The sequence below is a fragment of the Agrobacterium tumefaciens genome (assembly GCF_009649785.1).
Taxonomy (GTDB): Bacteria; Pseudomonadota; Alphaproteobacteria; order Rhizobiales; family Rhizobiaceae; genus Agrobacterium; species Agrobacterium tumefaciens.
This window is the reverse complement of record NZ_WJOK01000006.1, coordinates 201332-225553: the sequence shown is the minus strand read 5'-3', so window position 1 is coordinate 225553 and position 24222 is coordinate 201332. Positions and strand designations below refer to the sequence as shown.

At 59.2% G+C, this 24222-nt stretch carries 21 protein-coding genes; 10 read left to right on the top strand and 11 right to left on the bottom strand.

Annotated elements, in window-relative coordinates; genetic code table 11:
• Positions 1–51 precede the first annotated feature (51 nt).
• Together GH784_RS08880 and melA are read right to left on the bottom strand one after the other, a co-directional pair.
• A complete protein-coding gene (locus GH784_RS08880) occupies positions 52–2139 on the bottom strand; it encodes an ABC transporter substrate-binding protein (protein ID WP_013761094.1) in 2088 nt (695 codons plus the stop codon).
• A 108-nt stretch (positions 2140–2247) separates the two neighbouring features.
• Positions 2248–3714: an alpha-glucosidase/alpha-galactosidase gene (melA, locus tag GH784_RS08875; RefSeq protein WP_153793370.1), complete on the bottom strand. Its 1467-nt coding sequence runs from the start codon at positions 3712–3714 to the stop codon at positions 2248–2250.
• 197 nt (positions 3715–3911) lie between these two features.
• Between melA and GH784_RS08870 the strand changes: the two genes are divergently transcribed.
• The gene (locus tag GH784_RS08870) at positions 3912–4805 is read left to right on the top strand and encodes an AraC family transcriptional regulator (protein WP_153793369.1); all 894 of its coding nucleotides are present in this window, start codon (positions 3912–3914) and stop codon (positions 4803–4805) included.
• 73 nt (positions 4806–4878) lie between these two features.
• Positions 4879–5346, top strand: coding sequence for a hypothetical protein (locus GH784_RS08865; protein WP_173995266.1), 468 nt, complete (start codon positions 4879–4881; stop codon positions 5344–5346).
• Between the two features lie 12 nt (positions 5347–5358).
• Here the strand turns inward: GH784_RS08865 and GH784_RS08860 are convergent, their stop codons facing one another.
• Genes GH784_RS08860 through GH784_RS08850 form a run of 3 tightly spaced genes read right to left on the bottom strand, consistent with a single transcriptional unit; the run spans position 5359 to position 9915 of the window.
• Positions 5359–6270 (bottom strand): DMT family transporter, encoded by a 912-nt coding sequence (locus GH784_RS08860; RefSeq protein WP_035200396.1) that lies wholly within the window; start codon positions 6268–6270, stop codon positions 5359–5361.
• Positions 6267–8669 (bottom strand): PIG-L family deacetylase, encoded by a 2403-nt coding sequence (locus tag GH784_RS08855; RefSeq protein WP_153793367.1) that lies wholly within the window; start codon positions 8667–8669, stop codon positions 6267–6269. The genes GH784_RS08860 and GH784_RS08855 overlap by 4 nt, the downstream gene beginning before the upstream one ends.
• 19 nt (positions 8670–8688) lie before the next feature.
• Positions 8689–9915: an ROK family transcriptional regulator gene (locus GH784_RS08850; RefSeq protein WP_013761100.1), complete on the bottom strand. Its 1227-nt coding sequence runs from the start codon at positions 9913–9915 to the stop codon at positions 8689–8691.
• 245 nt (positions 9916–10160) lie between these two features.
• On the opposite strand from GH784_RS08850, the gene GH784_RS08845 reads away from it, so the two are divergent.
• The 6 genes from GH784_RS08845 to GH784_RS08820 are packed head-to-tail and all read left to right on the top strand — an operon-like array spanning position 10161 to position 16678.
• Entirely contained in the window at positions 10161–11426 is a 1266-nt protein-coding gene (locus GH784_RS08845) for an extracellular solute-binding protein (RefSeq protein WP_019566690.1), read from the top strand.
• A gap of 16 nt (positions 11427–11442) precedes the next feature.
• A complete protein-coding gene (locus GH784_RS08840) occupies positions 11443–12384 on the top strand; it encodes a carbohydrate ABC transporter permease (protein ID WP_004431252.1) in 942 nt (313 codons plus the stop codon).
• Positions 12381–13223: a carbohydrate ABC transporter permease gene (locus GH784_RS08835; protein ID WP_004431250.1), complete on the top strand. Its 843-nt coding sequence runs from the start codon at positions 12381–12383 to the stop codon at positions 13221–13223. Before GH784_RS08840 ends, GH784_RS08835 begins: the two co-directional genes overlap by 4 nt.
• 4 nt (positions 13224–13227) lie before the next feature.
• Complete coding sequence (argH, locus tag GH784_RS08830) at positions 13228–14742, top strand: argininosuccinate lyase (protein WP_153793366.1); 1515 nt, start codon at positions 13228–13230, stop codon at positions 14740–14742.
• Positions 14742–15782 (top strand): ABC transporter ATP-binding protein, encoded by a 1041-nt coding sequence (locus GH784_RS08825; RefSeq protein ID WP_065660304.1) that lies wholly within the window; start codon positions 14742–14744, stop codon positions 15780–15782. Before argH ends, GH784_RS08825 begins: the two co-directional genes overlap by 1 nt.
• On the top strand, positions 15779–16678 hold the full coding sequence (locus tag GH784_RS08820; RefSeq protein ID WP_153793365.1) for a carbohydrate kinase family protein: 900 nt from the start codon (positions 15779–15781) through the stop codon (positions 16676–16678). The genes GH784_RS08825 and GH784_RS08820 overlap by 4 nt, the downstream gene beginning before the upstream one ends.
• A gap of 12 nt (positions 16679–16690) precedes the next feature.
• Here the strand turns inward: GH784_RS08820 and betC are convergent, their stop codons facing one another.
• Both betC and choX read right to left on the bottom strand, forming a co-directional pair.
• Positions 16691–18205 carry a choline-sulfatase gene (betC, locus tag GH784_RS08815; RefSeq protein WP_013761107.1) on the bottom strand — a complete coding sequence of 505 codons (1515 nt, stop codon included), beginning with the start codon at positions 18203–18205 and terminating at the stop codon, positions 16691–16693.
• A gap of 14 nt (positions 18206–18219) precedes the next feature.
• The gene (gene choX, locus GH784_RS08810; RefSeq protein WP_153793364.1) at positions 18220–19173 is read right to left on the bottom strand and encodes a choline ABC transporter substrate-binding protein; all 954 of its coding nucleotides are present in this window, start codon (positions 19171–19173) and stop codon (positions 18220–18222) included.
• 94 nt (positions 19174–19267) lie between these two features.
• Between choX and GH784_RS08805 the strand changes: the two genes are divergently transcribed.
• Positions 19268–20164: a choline sulfate utilization transcriptional regulator gene (locus GH784_RS08805; RefSeq protein WP_111800805.1), complete on the top strand. Its 897-nt coding sequence runs from the start codon at positions 19268–19270 to the stop codon at positions 20162–20164.
• A 30-nt stretch (positions 20165–20194) separates the two neighbouring features.
• Here the strand turns inward: GH784_RS08805 and GH784_RS08800 are convergent, their stop codons facing one another.
• Together GH784_RS08800 and GH784_RS08795 are read right to left on the bottom strand one after the other, a co-directional pair.
• Positions 20195–21646: an aldehyde dehydrogenase gene (locus GH784_RS08800; RefSeq protein WP_153793363.1), complete on the bottom strand. Its 1452-nt coding sequence runs from the start codon at positions 21644–21646 to the stop codon at positions 20195–20197.
• Positions 21647–21662: 16 nt separating this feature from the next.
• Positions 21663–21860, bottom strand: coding sequence for a hypothetical protein (locus GH784_RS08795; RefSeq protein ID WP_041694585.1), 198 nt, complete (start codon positions 21858–21860; stop codon positions 21663–21665).
• 132 nt (positions 21861–21992) lie between these two features.
• Between GH784_RS08795 and GH784_RS08790 the strand changes: the two genes are divergently transcribed.
• Positions 21993–22868: an AraC family transcriptional regulator gene (locus GH784_RS08790; protein ID WP_153793362.1), complete on the top strand. Its 876-nt coding sequence runs from the start codon at positions 21993–21995 to the stop codon at positions 22866–22868.
• 87 nt (positions 22869–22955) lie between these two features.
• On the opposite strand, the gene GH784_RS08785 is transcribed toward GH784_RS08790, so the two are convergent.
• The gene (locus GH784_RS08785; RefSeq protein WP_153793361.1) at positions 22956–23699 is read right to left on the bottom strand and encodes an SDR family NAD(P)-dependent oxidoreductase; all 744 of its coding nucleotides are present in this window, start codon (positions 23697–23699) and stop codon (positions 22956–22958) included.
• A gap of 26 nt (positions 23700–23725) precedes the next feature.
• A complete protein-coding gene (locus tag GH784_RS08780) occupies positions 23726–24115 on the bottom strand; it encodes a DoxX family protein (RefSeq protein WP_173995265.1) in 390 nt (129 codons plus the stop codon).
• Between the last annotated feature and the right edge of the window lie 107 nt (positions 24116–24222).

Here is a 24222-nt window from a genome sequence, read left to right as displayed (position 1 = left end):
TCCGGCCGCGCTTCACGCGCGACCGGTACCGGGTTTTCTCCGGGAGGAGTTCTAGTTGATCGGGCCGCCCTCACCCGGCTTGCCGGGAAGCTGCTCGGGGAAAAGCTCGTATTTGCCCTGCTTGTCGGCCGCGACCCAAAGGCGTTCGCGGATGATGGCGTCTTCAGCCCAGTTGAACATGAAGATCGGCGTGCCCTGCGGCACATTCGAGAACCGCTTGTTGACGATAAGCGCGCCGGGATATTCGGTAAGCCCGATCGTGTAGAGGTTCTGCGTGTAGACCTTCTGATATTGCTTCATCAGTTCCGCCCGCTCGGCATTGTCCTGCGAGGAGATGAATTTGCGCACGATATCGGCCATCTCCTTTTCGAACGGCATCAGATCCAGTTCCTTGCCTTCAGGTGCGCGATGGTTCCAGCTGGTGCGCGGGCCAACGGGTGCCAACTGCTCGGTATTCTGCACCACGGACGAAAGCTCGGTGGAGTTGCGGCGCACCAGCCAGTCGAACTGACCGCCATAATGGGCCGCATCGCGCTGGTTGGAATCAAGGCTGTTGATGACGAGGCGAAGGCCAAGTTTCGCCATTTGCCCGACAAGGCCTTCCGCAATGCTCTTGTCCGTTGTGTAGCCGTTATTGACCAGAAGAATGATCTCGACGTTTCGTCCGCCCAGTGTCTCCTTCGGGAAGTTCAAGAAGCCGTCGCCATCGGTGTCCTTCAGGCCGATTGATGCAAGGGCGGCTTTCGCTTCCTTAAGGTTGAAGGGGTAATAGACCGTGGAATTGCGATCGTAAAAACCGGTGCCCGAGGAAATGCCACCCGGATAGATCGCCGTGAATGGGCCCTTGACGAGCGAGTCGCCGATTGCCTTGCGATCGAGGGCCGAGGTCACCGCCTGACGGAACACCTCGTTGCGGTTCAGCTCGCGAATGGCCTGCCCGCGCTCGTCCGGATTGCCCCAGCCATTGGCGGAAAAGTTCATCTGCAGGTTATAGCCGATCAGGCGTGGCCCGAAGGCAAGGCGAGCCGGCGCATTCGGGTCAGCTGCGCGTTTCAGCGAAGCGACAAAATTCTCCGGCTGCTCGAGATTGGAGAAATCGCCCGATCCCGCCACAGCCTGCACATCGCGATCGGCCCAGGTGGAGAGCTTGTAATGAAGCTCGTTGAGATAAGGCAGCTGCTGGCCCTTCTCGTCGACCTTCCAGTAGTATGGATTGCGCCTGAGCACGATGATGTCGTCGGGGCGATATTCCACCGGCACCCAACCACCCATGACAGGCATGTTCATATATTCCGGCGGAAAGGCGTTCTTGAACTGGTTATAGGTGTTCTTGGAATATTTCGGGTGCTGTGGTTTCAGAATATGCGCCGGTCCGGGGCAGAAGCTCGGATAAGCCATGGTGTAGAGATATTGCTTCGGGAAAGCGGTCTTGAAAGTCCACTCCACCGTATAGTCATCGATCTTTTTGAGCGTGGTGCCTTCGCCGAAGGCTTCAGGCGACGCGCCGCCGCCGAGCGGCGAGACGTTGGGATCGAGAACCGCGTCTTCCCAGTAGAACATGACGTCATCGGCGTTGAACGGCACACCGTCAGACCATTTGGCACCCTTGACCAGATGCATCGTCAGCTTATGGCCATCCTGCGACCATTCCCAGCCTTTGGCGAGATTGGGCAGCGGTTCGGTGTCCTTGGCATTCACCTGAAACAGCGGCGCTGTGCGCGTCAGGCATTCGGAAAGCGCAATATCGATGCCGCCCCAGCCCTGGCTCTGGCCGGCAATGTAGTTCCAGCCTTCGGGCCGTCCGCCGATCACATGGCGCATCGTATCGCCATAAACGCCGATGCCATCCACCATGTTGCCGGTCTTGTAGACCAGCGGCTCCTCAGGCAAGCGTTCCTTCAAGGGCGGCAGCTTGCCTGTCTTCTCGAATTTTTCGGTGATCCAGTCCGGCTCGCTGTAATCAGGCAGGGCCTTGAATTCGAGGATCGAGTCGCGCGCCACATAATTGATCTTGCCTTCCGCCGGAAACTGCGGCGGCTCCGGCGGCGTGGTGGTTTCGAAGGCGTTCGCACTGAGTGCGATCATCGAAACACCAAGACCCAATGCCGAGATGATACCGATCTTGCGTTGAAGTTGCATCGTCATTCCTCCCAAATGGCAGCTCTTCGACCGCCCACCCTCTGTTGTCGCGATAGCCACGGCGGCGAACTCCCTTTTCACCACCGGCCTGTTCCCATGCCTTTTCCTTCAAACGGCCTTTTTCAGCGCCGATTTCTCGGCCCGTAGTTCCTCGATTGAGCGCACATTGCGGCGCGCCGCACCCGCCCAGTCGCGGGTCTTGACGGTGGATTTCGCAAGCCGCTCCTTGGCATCAGGCACGGCATCCGCATATTGCGGCAGCCAGCGCGCCTGTGCGACGACCATCTCGTCCACCATCTGCCAGACCTCCTCCGGAGTGGCGACGGCGCCGACCAGCGGGTCATGCAGCACGGCAAGCTCCAGAAGATCGATATCGCCGCTGACCGCCGCATGTACCGACATGCGCTGCACGTTGATGGACGCCATGCAGGTCGCTGCGCAGGCTTCCGGCAGCGTGATACCCGAGACCATGTTGATGCCGAAACGATCCACGAAACCGGGCGACTCAATGATCGCATCAGAAGGAAGGTTGGTTATGACGCCATTGTTCTTGACGTTGAAGTGGCCGCGATAGACACGCCCGGTCTCAAGCGCTTCGAGAATGTGGCTCGCATGTTCGTTGGAGCGCTTCTCCGGTTCGATGGGCTTGGCGGCTGACGCCAGGAACTGCGGGAATTCCGTTTCGAACCAGTTCCGCGTCTCGGTGGAGTGGCGCAGATAACCGCCGGTTTCGCCGTGAATCCAGTCCGACATATCGATCCAGCGAGCGATTTCATCAGGGCGCTTGCGGTACCACGGCAGATATTCGGACAGATGGCCGTTGCTCTCCGTCGAATAGACACCGAAGCGCTTAAGCACGTCGATGCGCAGCTTTTCCTGCTGTGAGAAAACCGGATGCGCCTCGAAAGCGGCGACCAGCTCTTCTTTGCCGATCTTGCGGCCATTCAGCCTTAGATCGATGAACCATGTCTGGTGGTTGATGCCCGAGCAGATGTAATCAAGTTCGGACGGGGATTTTGCGCCGAGAATTTCAGCGATCTGCTCCGCACCGTGCTGCACACCGTGGCAAAGACCAACCGTATCCACCTTGCCATATTCGATGGCTGCCCATGTATTCATGGCCATGGGGTTGGCGTAATTCAGGAACTTGGCACCGGGTGCGGCGACCTCGCGGATATCCTTGCAGAAATCCAGAATGACCGGAATGTTACGCTGGCCATAGAGAATGCCGCCGGCGCAGATGGTGTCACCGACGCACTGGTCGATCCCGTATTTCAGCGGGATACGGATGTCGTCCGCATAGGCTTCCAGACCGCCGACCCGCACACAGCTTATGATGTATTTCGCACCCTCAAGCGCGCGACGGCGGTCGGTATGCGCTGTCACTTTCACCGGAAAACCGTTTGCCTCCACGACCTTGTCGAGGATCGCCCTGATCATATCCAGATTGTGCTGGCTGATATCCGTCAGCGCGACCTCGATGTCGCGAAACTCCGGCACGCACAGGAGATCGGTGAACAGTTTTTTCGTGAATCCGACGCTTCCGGCGCCGATTATAGCGATTTTGAAACTCATAACGCCACCTCTGTTGCAAATCGAACGGGTGAAACGGGCCAAACGATCATAATAAGGCGATGCGAGAATATACCTGTAAGAACCCCGGAAAACCGGCACTCCTGAAAAATTCTCCGCAACAATATCGCGCTGGCTGTCTCCTCGGTTCGGGATTATGCGTATAATGACGAGCGGAACCAGAGAAGGATTATGCTTTCATGGGTAATTTTGTGCTGCGCGATTTGATCGATCAAGGGCCGGGGATGAGGACCGTCTCGCTGCCCCGCGGCCGCCAGACCCTGCACACAATGCCCACCAGCAGCGGCTATGAAATCCGCAGCAGTGACAATTATGACTGGGACGGTCGAAAGCGCGGACAGACACCATTCACTGTGCTGCAATATTGCATTGGCGGACAGGGAAACCTTCGTTACGAGAACCGTCATTACGTGGTGAAGCCGGGCGAAACCCTCCTGTTGCTCATCCCGCACAATCATCGCTACTGGCTGGAAGCGGGAAAGCAATGGGAGTTCTTCTGGATCTCCATGAATGGCGAGGAGGCCTTGCGCATTCACCGCAATATTCTTGCCGTCACCGGGCCTATCCTCAAGCTGCAACAGGAAACCGTCGATCATCTCGCCCATTGTTGCTCGCGCCTCGTCAACGGCGCGGAAACACCAGGGGCGGCCTCCGCCGTCGCCTATGAAGCGGCGATGACGCTTTATGACGACGTGTTCGGCTCGCATCCCTCCTTTGGCGGTGAATATCGCACCATGCAGCAGGTGCTGAGCTATATAGACGGGCATCTCGGAGAGCGTCTTTCCGTCAGCGATCTTGCCGCCGTCGCCGGCCTCAGCCGTGCGCATTTTTCCCGCATCTTCACGGCAAGCGAAGGCCTGCCACCGGCCGAATTTGTATTGCAGCGACGGTTGAGGCGGGCAGCCAAGCTTCTCACCACAGCCGAAAACATCCCCATCAAGGAGGTATCCGTGCTATGCGGCTTCGAAGACCCGAACTATTTCTCGAAGGTCTTCCGCAGGCTATATGGCATCAATCCAAGCGAATTCCGCACCACCGGCATGTATGCGAGCGTTCAGCAGAGCAGATCGTAAAAAACAACTTCGTTTTGCCACGTTTCAGGCGATTAAGAATTGGCCATACAGCCCCTTTTGGAGACCGAATGAGGTGAACAACAAAATCAGGAAGATCCTCATCTTTCCGCTTCGGGCAATCATCGTGTTTGTCCTGGTCCTCGACGGCATTTTTCGCCCGCTCTATCGGCCGATCATCAAGGCGATATCCAGACTGACATTCATCAGGAAACTGGAAAGCCGGATTGGCGGATTACCGCGTCTTGCCATTCTTCTTTTGCTGGCGGTGCCATTTGCCATCGCCGAACCGATGAAAATCATCGGCCTGCTCCTCATCGCGCACGGCACCGTCAAAACGGGAATTGCGCTGACGATCCTCGCTCACCTCGCCACATTCCTGATTGTCGAGCGCATTTACCACGCCGGTCGGGAGAAGCTCCTCACCTACGCCTGGTTCGCATGGATCATGCGATATGTGCGGTTTGCCCGTTCGTTTTACGATCGCTTCAAGCGCGCGACACTGGGCTGGATCCGGCTGAGCGTTCTGGCGCGTCAAAGATAAAAGCGGCACCTTTCACCGCCGGCCGCGCAACTTCTTCAAAAGATATTCCGCAAAGGCGGTTGCCTGCAAGGAGACGAGAATGATGGCAATGCCAAGAACAACACGGGCTTCGGGCACCTCGTCAAACAGGAAGTATCCCACAGCGGTCACGAACAATATCGACAGATATCCGACGGGCGCCAGAACACTGGCGTCAGCGATGCGATAGGCCCGCAGGAAGCAATATTGCCCCATTTGCGCAAGCAGGCCGATGGCGAGCAGCGCCACCCAGTCGAGCGGCATGACCGGTTTCCACGTCCAGATCGCCGGAACGGCGGTAATGACGGCAAGACCCACCGTGTAGAACACCATCATGACAGTGGTGTTTTCCTGCCGCAGCGCCCGGGTCTGGATCACCGCAAGCGCGCCGAACACGACGGAGACGAGGACGACGAGCACGCCTGCGTTAATCTCCGCGCCGCCCGGCCCGATGACTACAAGAACGCCAACAAATGCGAGGCAAGCGCCGACCCAGCGATATCGGCTTACCTTTTCACCGAGAAAGACAACCGCCATGGCCATCGTCACCAGCGGGCGTGAGAAGCCGACAGCATTGACGGTGGCGAGCGGCAAGAGGGTGATGGCGACGAAGTTGCTGGTGAGTGCAATGGCGTTGCAGCAGATTCGGAAAAGGTTGCGCCAGGGATATTTGACGCGCGCCATTTCCCCCCGGTGTCGCCAGATAAGCGGCAGGATGAAGATCAGGCCGATCATCGCCCTTATGAAGACAAGCTGGAATGCCGGATAGGTCACACCCTGCGCCTTGACGAGGGCTGTCATTCCACCCGAAACGAGGGCCATATCCATGAGCAGCCAGCCGATGCCCGCGCGAGCATCGTTTTCGCGCGGGTTTTCCTGTTTTTCACTCTGGTCCTGGCCATTCACGCGGGTTGCACAAGGTTTGCCATGAGGCGGAATGCCCCCGGCACCAGCTTGTCCATCTGGTGGTGCAGCACGAGGCTTGTATGCGTATGCCGGCCCCTGCCAATGGCCGCCGAGACCAGCGCCCCTTTCAGAGGCTGTTCATCGACATCGTGCATGGCGAGCAGGGGTTCATAAGCATCATTCCAGCGCGCAGCGAAATAGAGCCCGCGCTCCTTGTCCCAGCCCGTCCAGTCGGCAGCACGGATCGTGTTGGGCCCGACAAGCAATGGATGATCGGGCAATAGCACCGTCACCTCCGCATTTGGGTCCGTCACCCGCCAACGCAGGGAAGGCTTACCGATCTCAAGCCGCCTGACGGGCGTCGTCTCGGGATTCCATCCGTCGGTTGGACGGTGATAGAGCGTGACAAGATGGCCGCCTTCTTCGACGAAGCGGTGAAGCCTTTCGGTTGCCGCAGCCAGATCCTTGCGAATGCCGAAGGCGAAGATGCCGACAACGATTGTCGTGAAGGACGAGAGATCACCGCCAAGCGCCTGCGCATCGAGTTCTGTGACATCAAGACCCATGCGCGAAAGCCATGACCCGACCCGGTCGGCACCGCCGCCGACATAACCGACGCGTGCGCCCTCGGGCAGCTTGAGATCGAGCGAGAGGATTTTCAGAGCGGAGGGTGCCAGAAACCGCGCCCGGCCTATATGCGGATATGCGATGGGCGTGATCTGGAAGGCAGGTTGTGAACCGACAAGCGCTTCGATCTGGGCAAGGCCAACCGCTGCCTCACCGGTACGCTCGGCAATCCAGTCATTGCCGGTCTTGCGCAGGTTCCAGCCACCCGCACTCCTGAAAGACAGCGGTGCATCGGCACCCTTTATGTGTGCCTGAAAAACATGGGAATCCTGCCCCTGTCCAAGTGGAACCAGAAGCGCATCGGGCGAAATCGTCACCGACTGCGCCGGCGTCACGAAAAACGGCTCCTCCAGATCGAAAGCGGCCGAAACCTCCCTGCCTCCAATCCTTACGGACAGGCGCACCGAGGCATGACCATTGCCGCCTGAGGCTTTCCAGTCGGGCTGGTAAAGCCCGGAAACGGCCGCGTCCTGATCGGCGGCAAGTGAGAAGACCATTGTCTGGCCACGCGACTGAACCGAAGACGATACGCCAGCCGGAAGGACGGGAGTAACCTCGACGTCAAATTCAGCCGCCTTTCCCGCGAGTTCCACATAGAGAGATGACGTCCCGCCCGGAACGATCTCGGCCGGCTCGGCATAAGCTCGCTCGAAAAGATCGAGTGCCGTCAGGATAGCGGCATCGACCTGCGCCCGTTTGCGCGCGATCCGGTGCCCATGCAACTCCCTGAAGTCCGGCGCTGCGGCCTCGTCGACCTCTTGCAAAAGGGTTGCCGCCGTCCGAAGTGAGGCCGTGATCCGCTGCTTGTCGGGAAAGGCATCGATTGCGTCAGTGATTGCCTGTTCGGCCGCAACCAGCGCCTTTGCCAAATCGGCGGTAAGACCCGGAAAAGCCGAGAGATCAGCCAGCGACGACGACAGGCTGTCGAGGATCGAGCTTTCCTTACCGACTGCGACGTTGGAGAGTTCCAGATGCAGTGGCCATGCTTCCTGCGCCCGCTTCGGCCAATGCCCCATTCCCTGTGAGGCATGATAATAACGCGACCATTCGCCGATGCGGTCATATTGCGCGCCGGTTGCCCGCTCCTTGCCCACCGCATTGACTGTCAGCGTCGTTTCCGGCGGAGGCACCTCGTCATCATAGGTGTCACCACCACCAGACCATGCAGGAAGATAATATTTGGCCACCTTCCACGGCTTCAGCCCCTCGGAGAAATGCTCGGGATAGGCGGCAGGATCAGCCGCCAGCGCGATTGCGTTTTTCGCCGCGCGCGTCATGGCGCGGTGGTGCCCGTGTTGTCCCGGCACATCGAGAAATGTCGGAATGACGATATCGGGCCGTTCCTTGCGATAGGCGCGCACCAGCCGCTCAACGATGCGCTGCTGCCCCCATCGACCGAAGGTCTGGTCGCCATCCTTGGAGAAGCCGAAGTCGTGGATGATATCCGCCGGGCCATGGCCGAGCCAGCTTATGTCCGCATCGATGATGCGGGCAGCCTCCTCCAGCTCCCGCGACCGGATGACGCCAAGCGCGCCCAGCCGCTCCGGCCCGAGCGCATTCTGCCCGCCTTCACCGCGCGTCGAGCAGGCGATGATGATCCGCATGCCCAGTTCCATCCGGAAATAGGCGAGAAGCCCGTTCTGCTCGTCGTCCGGGTGCGCACCGGTGTGCATGACGGTGACAGTGGATTTCAGTGCGCTCAGTCTACGGTGCAGACGCACGAGCCACGGATCGGCCATCTGCCGTTCGATGCGCTCCCGGGGGTTAAGCATGGGCGGTCTCCTCCAATATTCAGCCGGGCACCTGCGCTGCGGCGCCCAGGGACGTCTCGAGTTTTGGTGTGACAATGTCGAACAGCGGCAAGGCGGCAGCACCAAGCGCCGCCGTCAACTGTCCGGACTTGCCGTGGATGACGCGCGGCAACTCTCTTTGCCGCCGGCTTGCAACCGAAGTCGGCAGATGCCCCATCCGCGCAATGATCTCGCTGATGATGTTCTCAGGCAGCGCACCGCCGAGAATGACCGTCTGCGGATCGAGAATGTTCTCGAGCATCGCCACCATGGGCGCCAGATGGACGGCTGCCTCGTCGATCCATTCCATCACGACCGGATTGCCCGCGCTGAACAGGGCTTCAAGATCGTCAAGCTCCGTGTCCGCAACACCGGCGCAGACGAGCTTTTCCTTGAGCACATAGACGGAAGCATAGGCCTCCAGGCAACCTCTTTGCCCGCAAGACGGGCAAGGCCTTCCCTTGGGCGAGACCGTCACATGGCCGATTTCGCCGGCGTTGCCGAAAGCGCCGCGATAGGGCGAACCATCCTGGATGATGCCGAGACCAATGCCGACGCCGAAATAGATCATGCAGAAATTCGGGATAGCCAGCCCTGCGCCGAACAGGCGCTCGCCGACGGCAGCGGCCGTCGCATCGTTTTCCACCACGACCTGTTGGCCGCAGGCATCGCTCAGCATCTGGCGGGCATCGATACCCACCCAGCCGGAAAGCGTCGTCGGACCGACAGAGGTCATGCCGTCAATCTCGAAAGGCCCGGGCATGACGACGCCGGTGCCAAGCAGCCTGCACCCGACATTCTTCGCAACCGCTGCATGCTCCGCCGCAAAGGTTTTGAGTATGGCGTCCGGCGTGGTGTCCTTTAGCGGGGTAACGCGCTGCGTGCGCAACACGCCGGCCAGATCAAGACCGACGGTGACCATATGGTCTGCGGCAATCTCCACCCCGATCGTTGCGCCACCATCCGGGTTGACAGCAAACTGTATCGGCGGCTGGCCCCTGCCGGTGCGCCGGCGACCAAGCTCTTTCAGGAGTCCCTCGCCCACCAGTTCATCGACGATATTGGCGACCGCCTGGGGTGTGAGATGCGTGATCTTGGCTAACTGGGCGCGACCGAGCGAGCCGTGCCGCCTGACGATGTCGAGTACGACTCGCCTGTTGTGTTCGCGGCTGCGCTCAGGATTTTTTCCGATTGCTACGGGATAGGTATCCACCGTGTGCACCGTCATGTCTTCAACTTCCCGTCCGTTAGAAAATTCATAGCGTCGAAGTGAGGATAAGCGCAATATAATAATTCAAGTAAATTATGTTATTGACAAATGCTCGCCTTCAGAGAACCGTAGAGAGCGACCGGGGGTCAGAATTGCAAGGGGCGGAACGCGTAAAAATCCCGCTGCCGGCAAATCGATGAGCGCGCGCGAAAGCGCGGATAAAGGGAACGATCACTCCGCATCCGGAAGACCGGGCGGAGAAAATGGAGGCTTACATGCGCAGGGCAACTTTGTTCGCCGGCTTGGTCGCCGGTTTCAGCACATTTGCATTCAACGCCGCGCAGGCGGTTGAAATCGAATATTGGCAATATGTCTTCGACACACGCGTCAAAGCGATGGACGAGCTTATCGCCGAGTTTCAGAAGGCCAATCCGGATATCACCGTCAAACAGGTGACCTTCCCTTATGCCGACTACCAGACGCGAGTGATTGCCGCCAACATGTCCGGTAAAGGCCCTGACGTGATGCAGCTCTTCTACGGCTGGCTCGACAAGTTTGCAGCCGGCGGTATCTTGCAGCCGCTGCCGACCGACGCTTTCCCGCATGACAAGATCGAAAGCGAATTTTTCCCCATCGTCGGCGCCATGAAGCGCGGCGACGATTATTACGGCCTGCCGACGGCGGTTCGCTCGCTCGCACTTTTCTACAACAAGAAGCTCTTCACGGAAGCCGGCCTCGACGCCGCCAATCCGCCGAAGACGCTGGACGAATTTGTTGCCGCGGCGGAAAAGATCGCCAAGCACGATGCCGCTGGAAACCTCACCGTTGCAGGCTCCACGCTCGATATGGGCGGTCAGGACCACCAATGGTGGCGCGAAGTTCTTATCCGCCAATATGGCGGCGAGCCCTACACCGACAACGACCAGAAAGTCACCTATGACAGCGAGGCGGGCATCCAGGCGCTGAAGTTCTATACGAGCCTGCAGCTTGAAAAGAAGATCGGTCAGGTGGGCTTCATGGACGAAGGCCAGGCTGCCTTCCGTGCGGGCAAGGCAGGCATGACCATCGACGGCACGTTCAGGCTTGGATCTTTCAGAACCATCAAGGACTTTGAGTGGGGCGTGACCGAGCTTCCCACCAACGACAAGAATATCCGCTCCAACTATGCCAGCTATTTCGCCAATGGCATCAGCGCCAAGACAACCGGTGAAGAACTGGAAGCGTCGAAGAAATTCCTCGCTTACATCTCCTCACCGGAAGCCATGGCGATCTGGCTGAAGACGGTTGGCGAGTTGCCGGCGCGGCGATCTGCGGCGTTGACCGAGGAGAACCTGAAAGACCCGATCTATGCACCGTTCCTGAAGGGTCTCGAATACGCCCATACGACACGGTTCATGGATGAGGCAGCCCAGCGGCAGAACGCCATCGACATGACGAACCGGATTTTGCTCGAGGGTCAATCCGTCGAGGAGTCCATCAAGCAGGCCGCCAGCGCCGAGCAGGAAATCATCGACGCGGCCAAACCGTAAAACCGCAGGTCCAATCATGACAGCGATCGATCAACAGGGGGCGGCATCCGGCCGTCCCGGCGGCTCCTTCGGGGATCGCTTTTCCATGCGCACGAAGCGGCTTGTGTGGATCTGGAGCTTTCTTGCTATCCCGATCCTGTTTTACAGCATCATCCGTTTTTACCCGACGTTGCAGGCCTTCTGGTTGTCCTTCACCAACTGGGACCTGCTGCGCCCGGCAAAGTTCATCGGCGTTGCCAATTACGTCAAGCTGTTCAAGGATCCGCAATTCTGGAAGGTTTTCAAGAACACCTTCACCTATCTCATCGTCGGCACGCCCATCAGTCTGGTTCTGGCTTTCGTCATCGCCTTTTATCTGGATCGGGTGCGCATCCTGCACGGTTTCATCCGCGCGCTTTATTTCCTGCCCTATCTGACGACGGCAGCAGCAATGGCATGGGTCTGGCGCTGGTTCTATCAGCCGCCGCCGATCGGCATCATCAACGACGTGCTTGGCATGATCGGAATTCCCCAGCAGCCGTTCATCCGTTCCACCGATCAGGCGCTTTATTCGGTCATGGTGACGTCCATCTGGGCGGGGCTTGGTTTCCAGATCATTATCTTCATGGCGGGCCTGCGCTCCATTCCGACGACATTTTATGAGGCCGCGCGCATCGACGGACTTGGCGAATGGGCGATCCTTCGAAAGATCACGCTGCCGCTCCTGAAACCAACCACCGTTTTCCTGGTCGTCTTCTCCTCAATCGGGTTCCTGCGCATTTTCGATCAGGTCTACAACATGACCACCAACGATCCGGGTGGACCGCTCGGCTCAACCAAACCGCTGGTGCTGATGATCTACCAGACCGCGTTCAATTCTTATGCGATGGGTTATGCCGCTGCGCAGACGGTTGTCCTGTTCACCATTCTTCTTGTCGTGTCGCTGGTCCAGCTCTGGGTTCTGAGGGAAAAGAAATGAGCGAAGCGTTGCCACTCTCCCACGCCCGCGTCCGCCCCGGCCGCATCCTTGCCTGGACGCTGCTGTTCATCGGCGGCCTGATCATGATTTCGCCGCTGCTCTTCATGTTTTCGACCTCGTTCAAGACCGCGGATCAGGTCTATGATCTCAGGCTCATTCCCGCAGCACCGACGCTTGCGAATTACATGACTGTCATGGCCGACGGCCGTTTTCTCCGCTGGTTCTTCAACTCGATGTTCGTTGCGGTTATCGTCACCATCTCCAACTGCTTCTTCGACAGTCTGGTCGGTTATACGCTGGCCAAATTCGAGTTTCGCGGTCGCTACTTCATCTTCCTCGCGATCCTTTCCACGCTGATGATCCCGACCGAAATGCTTGTTATCCCCTGGTATCTGATGTCCAGCCAGCTTGGCTGGCTCGACAGCTACTGGGGCATCATGTTCCCGGGAATGATGACGGCCTTCGGCACCTTCCTGATGAAGCAGTTCTTTGAGACGGTTCCGAATGACTTCCTGGAGGCAGCGCGTGTCGACGGGCTGAACGAATTCCAGATCTGGTGGAAGGTAGCCCTGCCGCTGGTGACGCCTGCCCTTTCGGCGCTTGCAATCTTCACCTTCCTCGGCAACTGGACAGCATTCTTCTGGCCCCTGATCGTGACTACCAGCAAGGAGCTGTACACGCTGCCCGTCGGCCTATCGAGCTTTGCGGTGGAACAACAGATCCAGTGGGAAATGATCATGACCGGCGCTGCCATTGCGACCATCCCAACCCTTATCGTCTTCATCGTCCTGCAACGCTACATCGTTCGCGGTGTGATGCTGGCAGGCCTGAAAGGATAACATCATGGCCGATATGAACCCGCGCCTGTCGGATACCAGCAAGTTTCCCGACCCAGTTTACAAGGAAACCGTGCTGCGTCCGCTTTTCGATGGCGCCAAGAACCACCATGTCGACGGTTTCCGCCGCATCGACCGCGCCCATCTGGTCATGCTGCGCGAGACCGACATTCTCGATGCGGACACGGCAGCAAAAATCGCCGGAGCGCTTGATGACATCGACAGGACCATCAATCCGTCGGAGCTGGTCTATACCGGCGAGGTCGAGGATTTCTTCTTCCTGATCGAAAAGGAGCTGAAAGCCCGCATCGGTGTCGATGTGGCAGGCCGCCTGCACACGGCACGCTCGCGCAACGACATCGATCACACGCTTTTCAAAATCGGCCTGAAAGACAAGATCGACACGCTCACTGCCAAGGCGCGGCGTCTGCTGGCCGCTCTGATCGACGCCGCCGAGCGCAATGAAAAGACGTTGATCGTCGCCTATACGCACGGACAACCGGCCCAGCCCACCACCTTCGGCCACTATCTTTCCGCCGCCATCGAAGTGCTGATCCGGGATATTGACCGCTTCACTGAGGCCCGGCGCATCGTCGATCTCTCACCCATGGGCGCTGCGGCCATCACCACGTCTGGCTTTCCCATCGACCGGGCACGTGTCGCCGAACTTCTCGGCTTTGCGGCACCCTTGCGCAATTCCTATTCCTGCATCGCCGCCGTCGACTATACAACAGCGACCTATGGCGCCATCGAATTGATGTTCCTGCATCTCGGCAGGCTCATTCAGGACTTCCAGTTCTGGACGAGTTTCGAAGTCGGGCAGATCTACGTACCGAATTCGCTGGTGCAGATTTCGTCGATCATGCCGCAGAAACGAAACCCGGTCCCGATCGAACATCTGCGCCACCTTGCTAGCCAGACATTCGGGCGGGCAAGGACCATGCTCGACGTGATGCACAACACGCCCTTCACCGACATGAACGACAGCGAGGGCGAAACCCAGGGCATGGGTTACGAAGCCTTCGCCTCTGCCGGCCGGGTGCTCGATCTCCTTGCCAGCCTTGTCGGCAAGATCAGTATCGATCCGGAAAGGGTCGACCAGAATATTCGCCGTTCCTGCATCACCATCACGGAACTGGCAGATTCTCTTGTCCGCATCGAAGACCTGTCATTCCGCCAGGCCCATGAAATTGCCGCAACCGTCGCCAAAAGCGTTGTCGCGCTGAAGGGCGACCTGCCGAACGACGGTTACCAGCCGTTCCGCAGGGCGTTCGAGGAACTGGCAGGACGCGAGACCAGTGTCGATGAGGAAAAGTTCAGGCAGATCGTCTCGCCCGAGCACTTTGTCGCCGTGCGCAGCCGCTTCGGCGGCCCTGCCCCGGAGCCGATGCGCGAGGCGATTACGGCCTATCGCGACAAACTTGCTGCGTTTGAAGCAGAAGCCCAGCGATCCGCCGACTACGCAGCGACAAAAGCCGCTGAGCTTGCAGAGAAATTTACCGCCCTGACGGGAGCGCGATAATGGCGACAATCGAACTCAATCAACTCGTAAAGCGCTACGGCAAGGTGGAGGCAGTCAAAGGCATCGACCTTGCCATTGAAGACGGCGAATTCGTCGTATTCGTTGGCCCTTCCGGCTGCGGCAAATCCACGACACTCAGAATGATCGCGGGTCTGGAAGAGATTTCGGGCGGAACGCTGAAAATTGCCGGAAACGTCGTCAACGAGAAAGAACCGAAACAGCGCAACATCGCCATGGTCTTCCAGAACTATGCGATCTACCCGCATATGACGGTTCGCCAGAACATCGGCTTCGGGCTCTATACCTCAAAGCTCGACAAGGCGGAAAAGAACCGGCGTATCGAGGAGGCCGGTCGGGTGCTCGGACTTGAGGCATTGCTCGACCGTCGGCCCGCGGCTTTGTCAGGCGGACAGAGGCAGCGCGTCGCCATCGGCCGCGCCATGGTGCGCGATCCCTCAGCCTTCCTTTTCGATGAGCCGCTGTCCAATCTCGACGCCCAGTTGAGATCGCAGATGCGCATTGAAATCAAGCGCTTGCACCAACGTCTTAAGACAACCACCGTCTACGTCACTCACGATCAGGTGGAAGCCATGACCATGGCCGATCGGATTGTCGTGATGAAGGACGGCCATATCCTGCAGGTCGGTACGCCCTCGGAACTTTACGAGACGCCGGTGGACGTCTTCACTGCGCGTTTCATCGGCAGCCCATCGATGAACCTGCTGCGGGGCAAAAGAACGACGAACAGCGTTACACAGTCTGCCGATGGCGATCTGCTGATTGGCATTCGCCCCCATGATCTGCTGGTTGGAGAAGGCGAGACAACTCAAGGGTCCTTCTCGCTGGAGGGAACAGTGACAGCCGTGGAGCCGCTCGGCCCGGAAACGCTGGTTCATCTGGACACGCCCACGACCTCGGTCATCGCGACAGCAAGGGGCAAGGCCATTCCCACGGTGGGTAGCCGCTTGCAATGCGAGGCGCAGGCAGGCGCGCTCTATCTTTTCGATGCCAAGACGGAAAAGCTTCTGGGCCGCGCATGATGACGACAGACACGGAAAAGTCAGCGGTCATCAGTATCGGCCGGATCTATTGCGACCTCATTTTCACCGGGCTTGACGAATTGCCGGTGCTCGGACGGGAGCTGTTTGCCAGCGACATGGAAATCGCCGCCGGTGGCGGGGCTTTCATTGCGGCTGCGCATTTCGCCCATATCGGCCGCACGGCCACGCTGCTGGCAAGGCTCGGCACCGACACCTTCTCACGCGCCATCGGCGAGAAAATGCAGCAAAGCGGTGTAGACCTGCAATTTGTGGAACACTCGGCAGATGCGGGCCCGCAAGTCACCGTCGCGACGGTGGTTGGCCATGACAGGGCGTTTTTGACACGGCGCGCCGGTATTGCCCGGCCATCGACCCTTGATTCCGCCTTTTCGTGGAACGGGGCCGGCCATCTGCACATCGCAGAATTCGCCACGCTGCACGAAATCCCCGATCTCGTCGCCCGCGCCAGGGACAGCGGACTGTCCGTCTCGCTCGATCCCAGCTGGGATGCCTCGCTGATTTATGACAAAGGCTTGCTCAAGGCGTGTGATGGCGTCGACGTGTTTTTGCCCAACCTCGAAGAAGCCGAGGCGATCACAGGCCATTCTGACCCTGAGTCGGCGGCAAGAGCCTTGTCGGGGTCGTTTCCTGTCGTCGCCCTGAAAGGCGGGGCAGAGGGCGCCTGGGTGTCCTCGCAGACAGGCCTACACCATGCGGCGGCGAAGAAGGTACCCGTCGTCGACACGACGGGCGCGGGTGATGCCTTCAATGCCGGTTTCATCGATGCCTGGCTTCGGCAGGCGGACGAGAAGCAATGCCTTGAGGCAGGCGTCGCGGCGGGTAGCCTTGCCGTGCAGGCCACGGGCGGCGCGCCGAGAACGAACGCCGCCGCATAATCCATGCCAGCGTTATTCCCCGCGTGGAAAACGCTGGTTTTCTTCCAGCACGTTCAAGTCCATGTGGTTGCGCATGTAGCGTTCCGAGGCTTTCTGCAACGGCTGATAATCCCACGGGAAATAGGCGCCGTTTCGCAGCGCCTTGTAGACCACCCAGCGCCGCGCCTGACTTTCCCGCACCGATGCGTCGAAAACGGGCAGCTGCCAGCGTCGGCCGATTTCAGCCGAAAGCGATGACAGCACATCAGCGAATTCAGGATTGCCGGCAAGGTTTATCTGCTCTTCTGGATCCGTCTCGAGGTCGTAGAGCAACGGCGGATCCGCTTCGCAGACTGAGAGCTTGTAACGGCCATCCCTGATGGCGACGAGTGGCGCAATCGAACCTTCGGCGGCATATTCCATCGGCACCGGCCCACGCTCGCCTGTTCCTGCAGCCAAAGCCGCAAGGTCTTCGCCATCCGTCCAGCGTTTCAGTGAGGTAATATCGAGGCCCGCCAGACCGCATAGCGTCGGTGTGACATCCAGCGTCGAAACCGGCGCGTCGATAAGCGCCGGTTTCCAGCCGGGTGCTGCGATCATCAAGGGCACGCGGGCCGAACCCTCGAAAAAGCACATCTTGAACCACAGGCCGCGCTCGCCCAGCATATCGCCATGGTCGGAGAGGAACAGGATGATCGTGTCCTCCTCCATCCGCGTCGCCTTCAATACGTCGAGAATTTCGCCGACCTTCTCATCGATATAGGAGATATTGGCGAAATAACCGCGCCGCGCCCGGCGTATCTCGTCGGGTGAAATATCGAAGGCCTGATGATCACAGGCTTCCAGCAACCGTTTTGAATGCGGATCCTGCTGCTCGAAGGGAAGCGCCCCTATCTGCGGATCGAGCGCCGGGCAATCCTCATAGAGATCCCAGAATTTCCGCCGTGCCACATACGGGTCATGCGGATGGGTGAAGCTGACGGTCAGGCACCATGGGCGGTCATCGAGCCGGCGCGACAGATCGTAGAGCTTGCGGGTTGCGTGATAGGCAACCTCATCGTCATATTCCATCTGATTGGTGATTTCGGCAACGCCCGCGCCGGTGACCGAACCGAGATTGTGATACCACCAGTCGATCCGCTCGCCCGGCTTGGTATAATCAGGCGTCCAACCGAAATCCGCCGGATAAATATCCGTCGTCAGACGCTCTTCGAAGCCGTGAAGCTGGTCCGGTCCGACAAAATGCATCTTTCCGGAAAGGCCGGTGTAATAACCAGCTGCCCGCAGGTGATGCGCATAGGTCGGAATATCCGACGCGAATTCGGCGGCATTATCGTAAACCCGCGTCCGGCTGGGCAATTGACCGGACATGAACGAAGCCCGGGCCGGCGCGCAAAGCGGACTTGCCGTATAGGTATTGGCGAAACGGACAGACCGCTCCGCCAACGCTTTCAGATGTGGCGCGTGGAGAAAATCGGCCGGGCCATCGGGAAAAAACGTCCCGTTGAACTGGTCGGCCATCAGAATCAGGATATTGGGACGCGGCATTTCACCCTACAGTCTCAGAGGCCAAGCTTGCCTTTGACGGCATCCGCACCCGGCTTGCCATCCAGCGTGGTAACGCCCTGCAGCCAGCCATCCAGCGATGTCGGATTGGCCTTCAGCCACGTCGCTGCCGCCGCCTTGGAATCCTCGCCACCGAGAATGGAACCCATCAGGGCATTTTCCATGCCGATATCGAATTTGAGGTTCTTGAAAAGCGTCGCCGCATTCGGGCATTTCTGCGGCCAGCCGGTACGGGCAAGCGTATAGACCTCGGCGCCACCGAAATTCGGGCCGAAATAGGCGTCACCGCCGGAGAGATAGGCGATATCGATCTTCTCGTTCATCGGGTGCGGCGCCCATGCTAGGAAGACGACCGCCTTTTTGTCTTTTCCGGCCCGTTCCACCTGCGCCAGCATCGCCTGCTCGCCGGATTCGACAAGCTGCCAGCCCTTCAGGCCGAAATCATTGGCATCGATAATCTTCTGAATGTTCTGGTTGGCGGGTGCGCCCGGCTCGATGCCGTAAATCTTGCTTTCAAATTCGTCAGCGTGTTTGGCAAGATCCGAAAAATCCTTCACGCCCTTTTCGGCCATATAGGAAGGCACTGCCAGGGTGAACTTGGCGCCTTCAAGGTTTTTCGTCATCAGGTCGGCCGCCTTGGCGGCGTTGAGGTCGTCAACGAAGGATTTCTGGGCGGGCATCCAGTTGCCGAGAAAGACGTCGATCTCGCCGTTTTTCATGGCCTGATAGCCGATCGGCACCGACAGCGTCTTGACGTCAGCCTCATACCCCAAAGCATCGAGCAGAACCGAGGCGAGGCCATTGGTGGCGGTGATGTCGGTCCAGCCAGGATCGCTGAGGCGAATGGTCTTGCAGGCCGCATCATCGGCGGCATAAAGCGGGGTGGAGAAGGCCGCCACGGACAAAAACAGACCGGCGGCGATGCGGTGCATGCGAGAAACGGTTTTCATTGCGGCTCCCCTTTTATTAGTCCAGTTTATTGAACACCACATTGTTTTTGCCTGTGAAGCGGGTATTTTTCGATGACTGATATAAGGAATTTCTATGACAGAGCGGCCGCTCGATCTTGGATGGATGCGCATTTTTACCGAGGTCGCCCGTCGCGGCAGCCTGACGGCAGCGGCGGCGTCCCTGCGGCTGACCCAGCCAGCCGTCAGCTATCAGATCCGCCGGCTGGAAGACGATCTGGGCGTTGCACTGGTGCGGCGTAAACATCGCGGCATCGAGTTGACGGCCGAGGGGCAAAAGCTGTTCGAGATCGTCTCGCGCAATGTCGATGCCATCGACCTTCTGGCCCAGCAACTTCGCAGAACGGAGGAGCGGCAGACAATCCGCCTGCACACGGACTATGCCTTCTCCTCTCTCTGGCTCATCCCACGCATGCATGGTTTTCGCGCGCTCAATCCTGACATCAACATCCAGATCGTCGCCACGCAGGATCCGCTCGGACAGGGCAAACACGACAGCGACGTGATGATCATCTTCGGCACGCGGCAGGATGCCGGCGACGGCGCGGTGCTGCTGCTTTCGGAGAAGGTCACGCCCGTCTGCTCGCCGGCGCTTTTGGCGGAGCAGTCGGCGCCAGAAACAGTGGCTGATTTTTCGCGGCTGAAACTCATCCACCTCGAAAATACCTCACAGGCGCACTGGTTCGACTGGGCGTCCTATTTCAAGCATTTCGGCGTGCTGAGAGGCGCGGAAAACGAAAGCGGAGACATCAGCTTCAACAATTACACCATGGTGGTTCAGGCGACGATCGGCGAACAGGGTTTTGCCCTCGGCTGGGCGGGACTGGTCGATCCGCTGGTCGAGGCAGGCGTGCTGGTGACCGCAGGCCCGAGTCTGGATGCGCCGGGTCGCGGCTACTGGTTGCTGAGGCCGAAAAGCAGCGACAGTGCGGTCAGAAAACTCACCGGCTGGCTGATCGACGAGAAGCGTTGACGTGACCAGCCAGCCGGTGATGCTTCCGGCTTAAATCGGGTAATGCAACGGTCCGTCCTGCAGCGTGACCCATCGCAGTTCGGTGAATTCCGCAATGCCCGCCGTGCCGCCGAAACGGCCGTAACCGGAGGCCTTCACCCCACCGAACGGCATCTGCGCCTCGTCGTGAACGGTGGGTCCGTTGATGTGGCATATGCCGCTTTCGATTCGTCCGGCTACCGCGAGTGCTTTTGCCTGATCCCTGCCGAAAACAGCAGCGGAAAGACCAAACTCGGTTTCGTTGGCGATACTGACTGCCTCATCGACGCTGCCGGCGCGAATGATGGAAACGACCGGGCCGAAGCTTTCTTCGGAATAGAGCCGCATCGCAGAGGTCACGCCATCGACGGCAAGCGCATCCAGCATGGTACCATTGCCGCCTCCGCCCGCCACAAGGCGTGCGCCTTTGGCAACGGCGTCATCCACCAGCGCCCGGATGCGGGACGCGGCCTCGGCGCTGACCAAGGAGCCAAGCGGCATTTTTCCCTCGCGAGGGTCTCCAGCCTTCAGGCTCGTCGCTTTTTTGGCAAAGGCCTCGACAAAGGTGTCGGCAACGCTGTCGAGTACAATGATGCGTTCCGTCGACATGCAGATCTGGCCCTGGTTCATGTAAGCGCCAAAGGCGGCCGCAGCCACTGCCGCATCGATATCGGCATCATCAAGCACGATGAAGGGTGCCTTGCCGCCAAGCTCCAGAAGCGCTGGCTTCAGGTAACGGCCCGCCGTTTCCGCGATGACACGACCGACGCGGGTCGAACCGGTGAAATTCACCCTTCTGACAGCCGGATGGGCGATCAGTGTTTCAACGATTTTCGCCGCATCTTCCGGCGCGTTGGAGACGGCGTTCAGCACACCTTTCGGCAGACCTGCCGAAGCGACGGCCTCGATGATCAGCGCATGGGTGCGCGGGCAAAGCTCCGAGGTCTTCATCACCACGGTGTTGCCACAGGCAAGTGGCGTGGCGATGGAGCGTACGCCGAGAATGACCGGTGCATTCCATGGCGCGATGGACAGAACCACGCCTGCCGGCTGGCGAAGTGCCATCGCCGTGGTTCCCGGGCGGTTGGAGGGAATGATTTCGCCCTTTATCTGGGTCGTCAGGCTGGCCGCCTCGACCAGCATGTCGCTGGCCAGCATCACGTTGAAACCGGCCCAGGCATCCGTCGCGCCAATCTCCTCTTTCATCGCCAGCGTAATCTGCGGCCCGGCATCGCGGAGCGCCTGCGCCGCGGCAAGAAGCAGGCGACGGCGTTCGCCGGGCGGCGTTGCCGACCAGACGGGAAAGGCTGCGGCTGCGGCATCGGCCGCACGTGTGGCATCCTCAGGCGTTGCCGCCGCCGCACTGGTTGCCAGGTCCCCGGTAATCGGATTGTTGCGCTCGAAACGCTTGCCGTTTGCGGCCGGGCAATGGTCGCCACCGATGAAAAGATTGACAGTCTGCATGGTCTTCCTCCTGAATTCAGAAAATGGTGGCGGCGGCACCGCCGAAAAACGCCCGTTGCAAGGTGGGACGGGAGGAAAGGGCTGCTGCCGTCCCCGCCCCTGCGATCCTTCCGGCTTCCAGCAGATAATCGCGATCGACAAGGGCAAAGCTACCGCGAACACCCTGTTGCGCCAGCGCAAGGCAGGACAGCGTTCTGCGCTTCATACCATTCATGATTTTCCTCCATCGGCGCAGTAGCGGGATTACCATTCTCCTCAAGGCTTCCCTGCGCTGATGGAAGTTTAGCAACGACAGGCGCATATAAAATGCACTAATGTAGTGCATTATTGTACTTTTGGAGGGTGAATGCCGCGTCACGGACAGATAGCTGCTAACAGGATCGAAACGACGGCGCGCATGCTGACTTCGTCCCTGCGCGTGTCGGAGTTCAAGCTGGAACAGGGCGCAGCCCATTTTGTCCTCGTCTCAGCCGGTGAAGCGGAGATCATTCAGGGCGAAAAGACACTTGTGGTTACCGCGCCGGGGCTGGCCTGGCTGCCTGCCTCCGGCCCCGCCGGCCGCCTGCGGCTGAATGCCGGAAGCCGCGGATCACTGCTGAAAACGACTGAAATCGGCCTTGCGCATGCCATGCCAACCGGAACGAGCGCAATCATGGTGCGCAGCACATTGCAGCGCGTTCTGACCCGGACGTTGGCTGAAAAGGACAGCCAGGAACTGGCGGGTTATCTCGACACCATCGCGGATGAGAGTTTCCGGTCATCGACAGGATCGGATACGATTATCGCCAGCCTGTTATCCGTCACCCTTATCCGCATCTGCCAGCATGCCATGGCCGACGTCGCGGGCGCGGCTTCCACCGCAGGCAGCCTTACGGAGCGGTTTGTGCTACTTGTCAGTCAGCACAAACGCGACCAATGGGGCGTGGAAGACTATGCGGGTCAACTCGGCGTCAACCGTGAACGTCTTGGATTTGTGGTGCGCAAGGCAACGGGGCTTTCACCACAGGCCTATATTCACCGCGAACTGCTTTCCGAAGCGCGCGACCTTCTTCTCAACTCTTCACTGCAAGTCGCTGAAATTGCGTTTCGATTGGGATTTCAGGATCCTGGGTATTTCAACCGCTTCTTCAGCCGCAATGAAGGCACGTCTCCCGGCCGTTTCCGGCGAACGGCGGTGCGCATACAGAACGTAGCACCGCCGTCCTATGCCGCATGGCCTTGAGTTCTGCCCGGCAGGTGCAAATCAGGAGCGGCAGAAGAGACAACGGAGCGAAGTGCCGGCCTGTTTGCCCGGCACTCCAACGGGGCGTTAGCGGGCGCTGTCGATAATCTGGCCGCCGTCGGGGGTCAGGCTCGAGCCTGTAATGAACCTCGAATCGCTGCTTGCGAGGAAAAGAGCGACCGGAGCGACATCCTCTTCAGGGGAACCGTAACGACCAAGGGCATTCGTGGGAGCAGGAGCGTCGACGCCCGCACCCCAGGTGTCGGCAACGGGAAGCAGGTTGTTCACGGTGATATTGTCAGGACCCCATTCGCGCGCAGCAGATCTCGTCAGGGCGCGGACGGCCTCCTTTGCAAGATTGTAAGGTCCATACGGCGACATGCCGAGAATACCGGCCAGCGACGCGAAATTAATGATCCGGCCCTCGCCACTGGCCTTCAAGTACGGATAACAAGCCTGCATCATGCGAAGATAGGCGATCGGCCCCATATCGAGGTTTCGTTGCAGTTGCTCGACTGTCAGCTCGAGGATCGGGGAGTGGACGACAGTCGGATCGAACGCGACGTTCACGAGAATGTCGATGCCGCCAAATACCTCCGCTGCCTCAGCCACAGCCCGGGTGATCTGTTGGCCATCGCCAAGATCACAGACGATGCCGAGCGCGGTGCCACCACTGGATTGTATCTGACTGACGACCGCGTCCACATTTGCAGGCGTCAAGGACAATACCACGACCTTGGCGCCCTCCCTTGCAAAGAGTTCTGCCGTCGCACGGCCAATCCCTCTGCCTGCGCCCGCCACGATGGCTACTTTTCCGGTCAGTTTTCCCATTTTGATTTCCTTTCGTGATGAATGCGTCAGAGCTGCCGTGCAAGGGCATAGGGGGATGGGACTTCGCGTGCAGCGTTCTGCATGGCGAAGGAAACGACGAGCAGCCCGAGGCCGATGGCGGCAGGCAGTGCGCCGGCAGGTTTGCGGACGCCGATATGTGCAAGGCCGGACAGCAGCAGGTGAAACAGTACCCCCGCATACGCCAGATCGCTGATGGCGACGTTGAACCGCGCAAGGATGGCGATGACGGCGGCAATCTTCACCGCCGTCAGAAGAGGCACAAGGTATGCAGGGTAACCGAAGCCGGTTATCGTCTCCCTCACCCAGTCGGATTTGACGACGTAGGTGACTGCCGACGCCAGATAGAGCAGGAGGAGAAGGGTTGTTGCGACCCAGTAGATGTAGAATGAAGACATGGGATATCCATTGCCGCCGAATGTCTTCGGCAGCTTGATTTGTTCAATATTTTCGTTGTTCCGGAACAGCTTGGGGCTCATGATCCGGCGTTCACATGGAAAATGTG

What these genes read in the sequence shown, in the direction of transcription:
- GH784_RS08820 (WP_153793365.1), top strand. Translation starts at nt 15,779, where the DNA reads ATGATGACGACAGACACGGAAAAGTCAGCGGTCATCAGTATCGGCCGG.
- GH784_RS08840 (WP_004431252.1), top strand. Translation starts at nt 11,443, where the DNA reads ATGACAGCGATCGATCAACAGGGGGCGGCATCCGGCCGTCCCGGCGGC.
- GH784_RS08880 (WP_013761094.1), bottom strand. Translation starts at nt 2,139, where the DNA reads ATGCAACTTCAACGCAAGATCGGTATCATCTCGGCATTGGGTCTTGGT.
- choX (WP_153793364.1), bottom strand. Translation starts at nt 19,173, where the DNA reads ATGAAAACCGTTTCTCGCATGCACCGCATCGCCGCCGGTCTGTTTTTG.
- GH784_RS08850 (WP_013761100.1), bottom strand. Translation starts at nt 9,915, where the DNA reads ATGACGGTGCACACGGTGGATACCTATCCCGTAGCAATCGGAAAAAAT.
- argH (WP_153793366.1), top strand. Translation starts at nt 13,228, where the DNA reads ATGGCCGATATGAACCCGCGCCTGTCGGATACCAGCAAGTTTCCCGAC.
- GH784_RS08800 (WP_153793363.1), bottom strand. Translation starts at nt 21,646, where the DNA reads ATGCAGACTGTCAATCTTTTCATCGGTGGCGACCATTGCCCGGCCGCA.
- melA (WP_153793370.1), bottom strand. Translation starts at nt 3,714, where the DNA reads ATGAGTTTCAAAATCGCTATAATCGGCGCCGGAAGCGTCGGATTCACG.
- GH784_RS08855 (WP_153793367.1), bottom strand. Translation starts at nt 8,669, where the DNA reads ATGCTTAACCCCCGGGAGCGCATCGAACGGCAGATGGCCGATCCGTGG.
- GH784_RS08825 (WP_065660304.1), top strand. Translation starts at nt 14,742, where the DNA reads ATGGCGACAATCGAACTCAATCAACTCGTAAAGCGCTACGGCAAGGTG.
- GH784_RS08780 (WP_173995265.1), bottom strand. Translation starts at nt 24,115, where the DNA reads ATGTCTTCATTCTACATCTACTGGGTCGCAACAACCCTTCTCCTCCTG.
- GH784_RS08805 (WP_111800805.1), top strand. Translation starts at nt 19,268, where the DNA reads ATGACAGAGCGGCCGCTCGATCTTGGATGGATGCGCATTTTTACCGAG.
- GH784_RS08835 (WP_004431250.1), top strand. Translation starts at nt 12,381, where the DNA reads ATGAGCGAAGCGTTGCCACTCTCCCACGCCCGCGTCCGCCCCGGCCGC.
- GH784_RS08795 (WP_041694585.1), bottom strand. Translation starts at nt 21,860, where the DNA reads ATGAATGGTATGAAGCGCAGAACGCTGTCCTGCCTTGCGCTGGCGCAA.
- betC (WP_013761107.1), bottom strand. Translation starts at nt 18,205, where the DNA reads ATGCCGCGTCCCAATATCCTGATTCTGATGGCCGACCAGTTCAACGGG.
- GH784_RS08870 (WP_153793369.1), top strand. Translation starts at nt 3,912, where the DNA reads ATGGGTAATTTTGTGCTGCGCGATTTGATCGATCAAGGGCCGGGGATG.
- GH784_RS08785 (WP_153793361.1), bottom strand. Translation starts at nt 23,699, where the DNA reads ATGGGAAAACTGACCGGAAAAGTAGCCATCGTGGCGGGCGCAGGCAGA.
- GH784_RS08790 (WP_153793362.1), top strand. Translation starts at nt 21,993, where the DNA reads ATGCCGCGTCACGGACAGATAGCTGCTAACAGGATCGAAACGACGGCG.
- GH784_RS08845 (WP_019566690.1), top strand. Translation starts at nt 10,161, where the DNA reads ATGGAGGCTTACATGCGCAGGGCAACTTTGTTCGCCGGCTTGGTCGCC.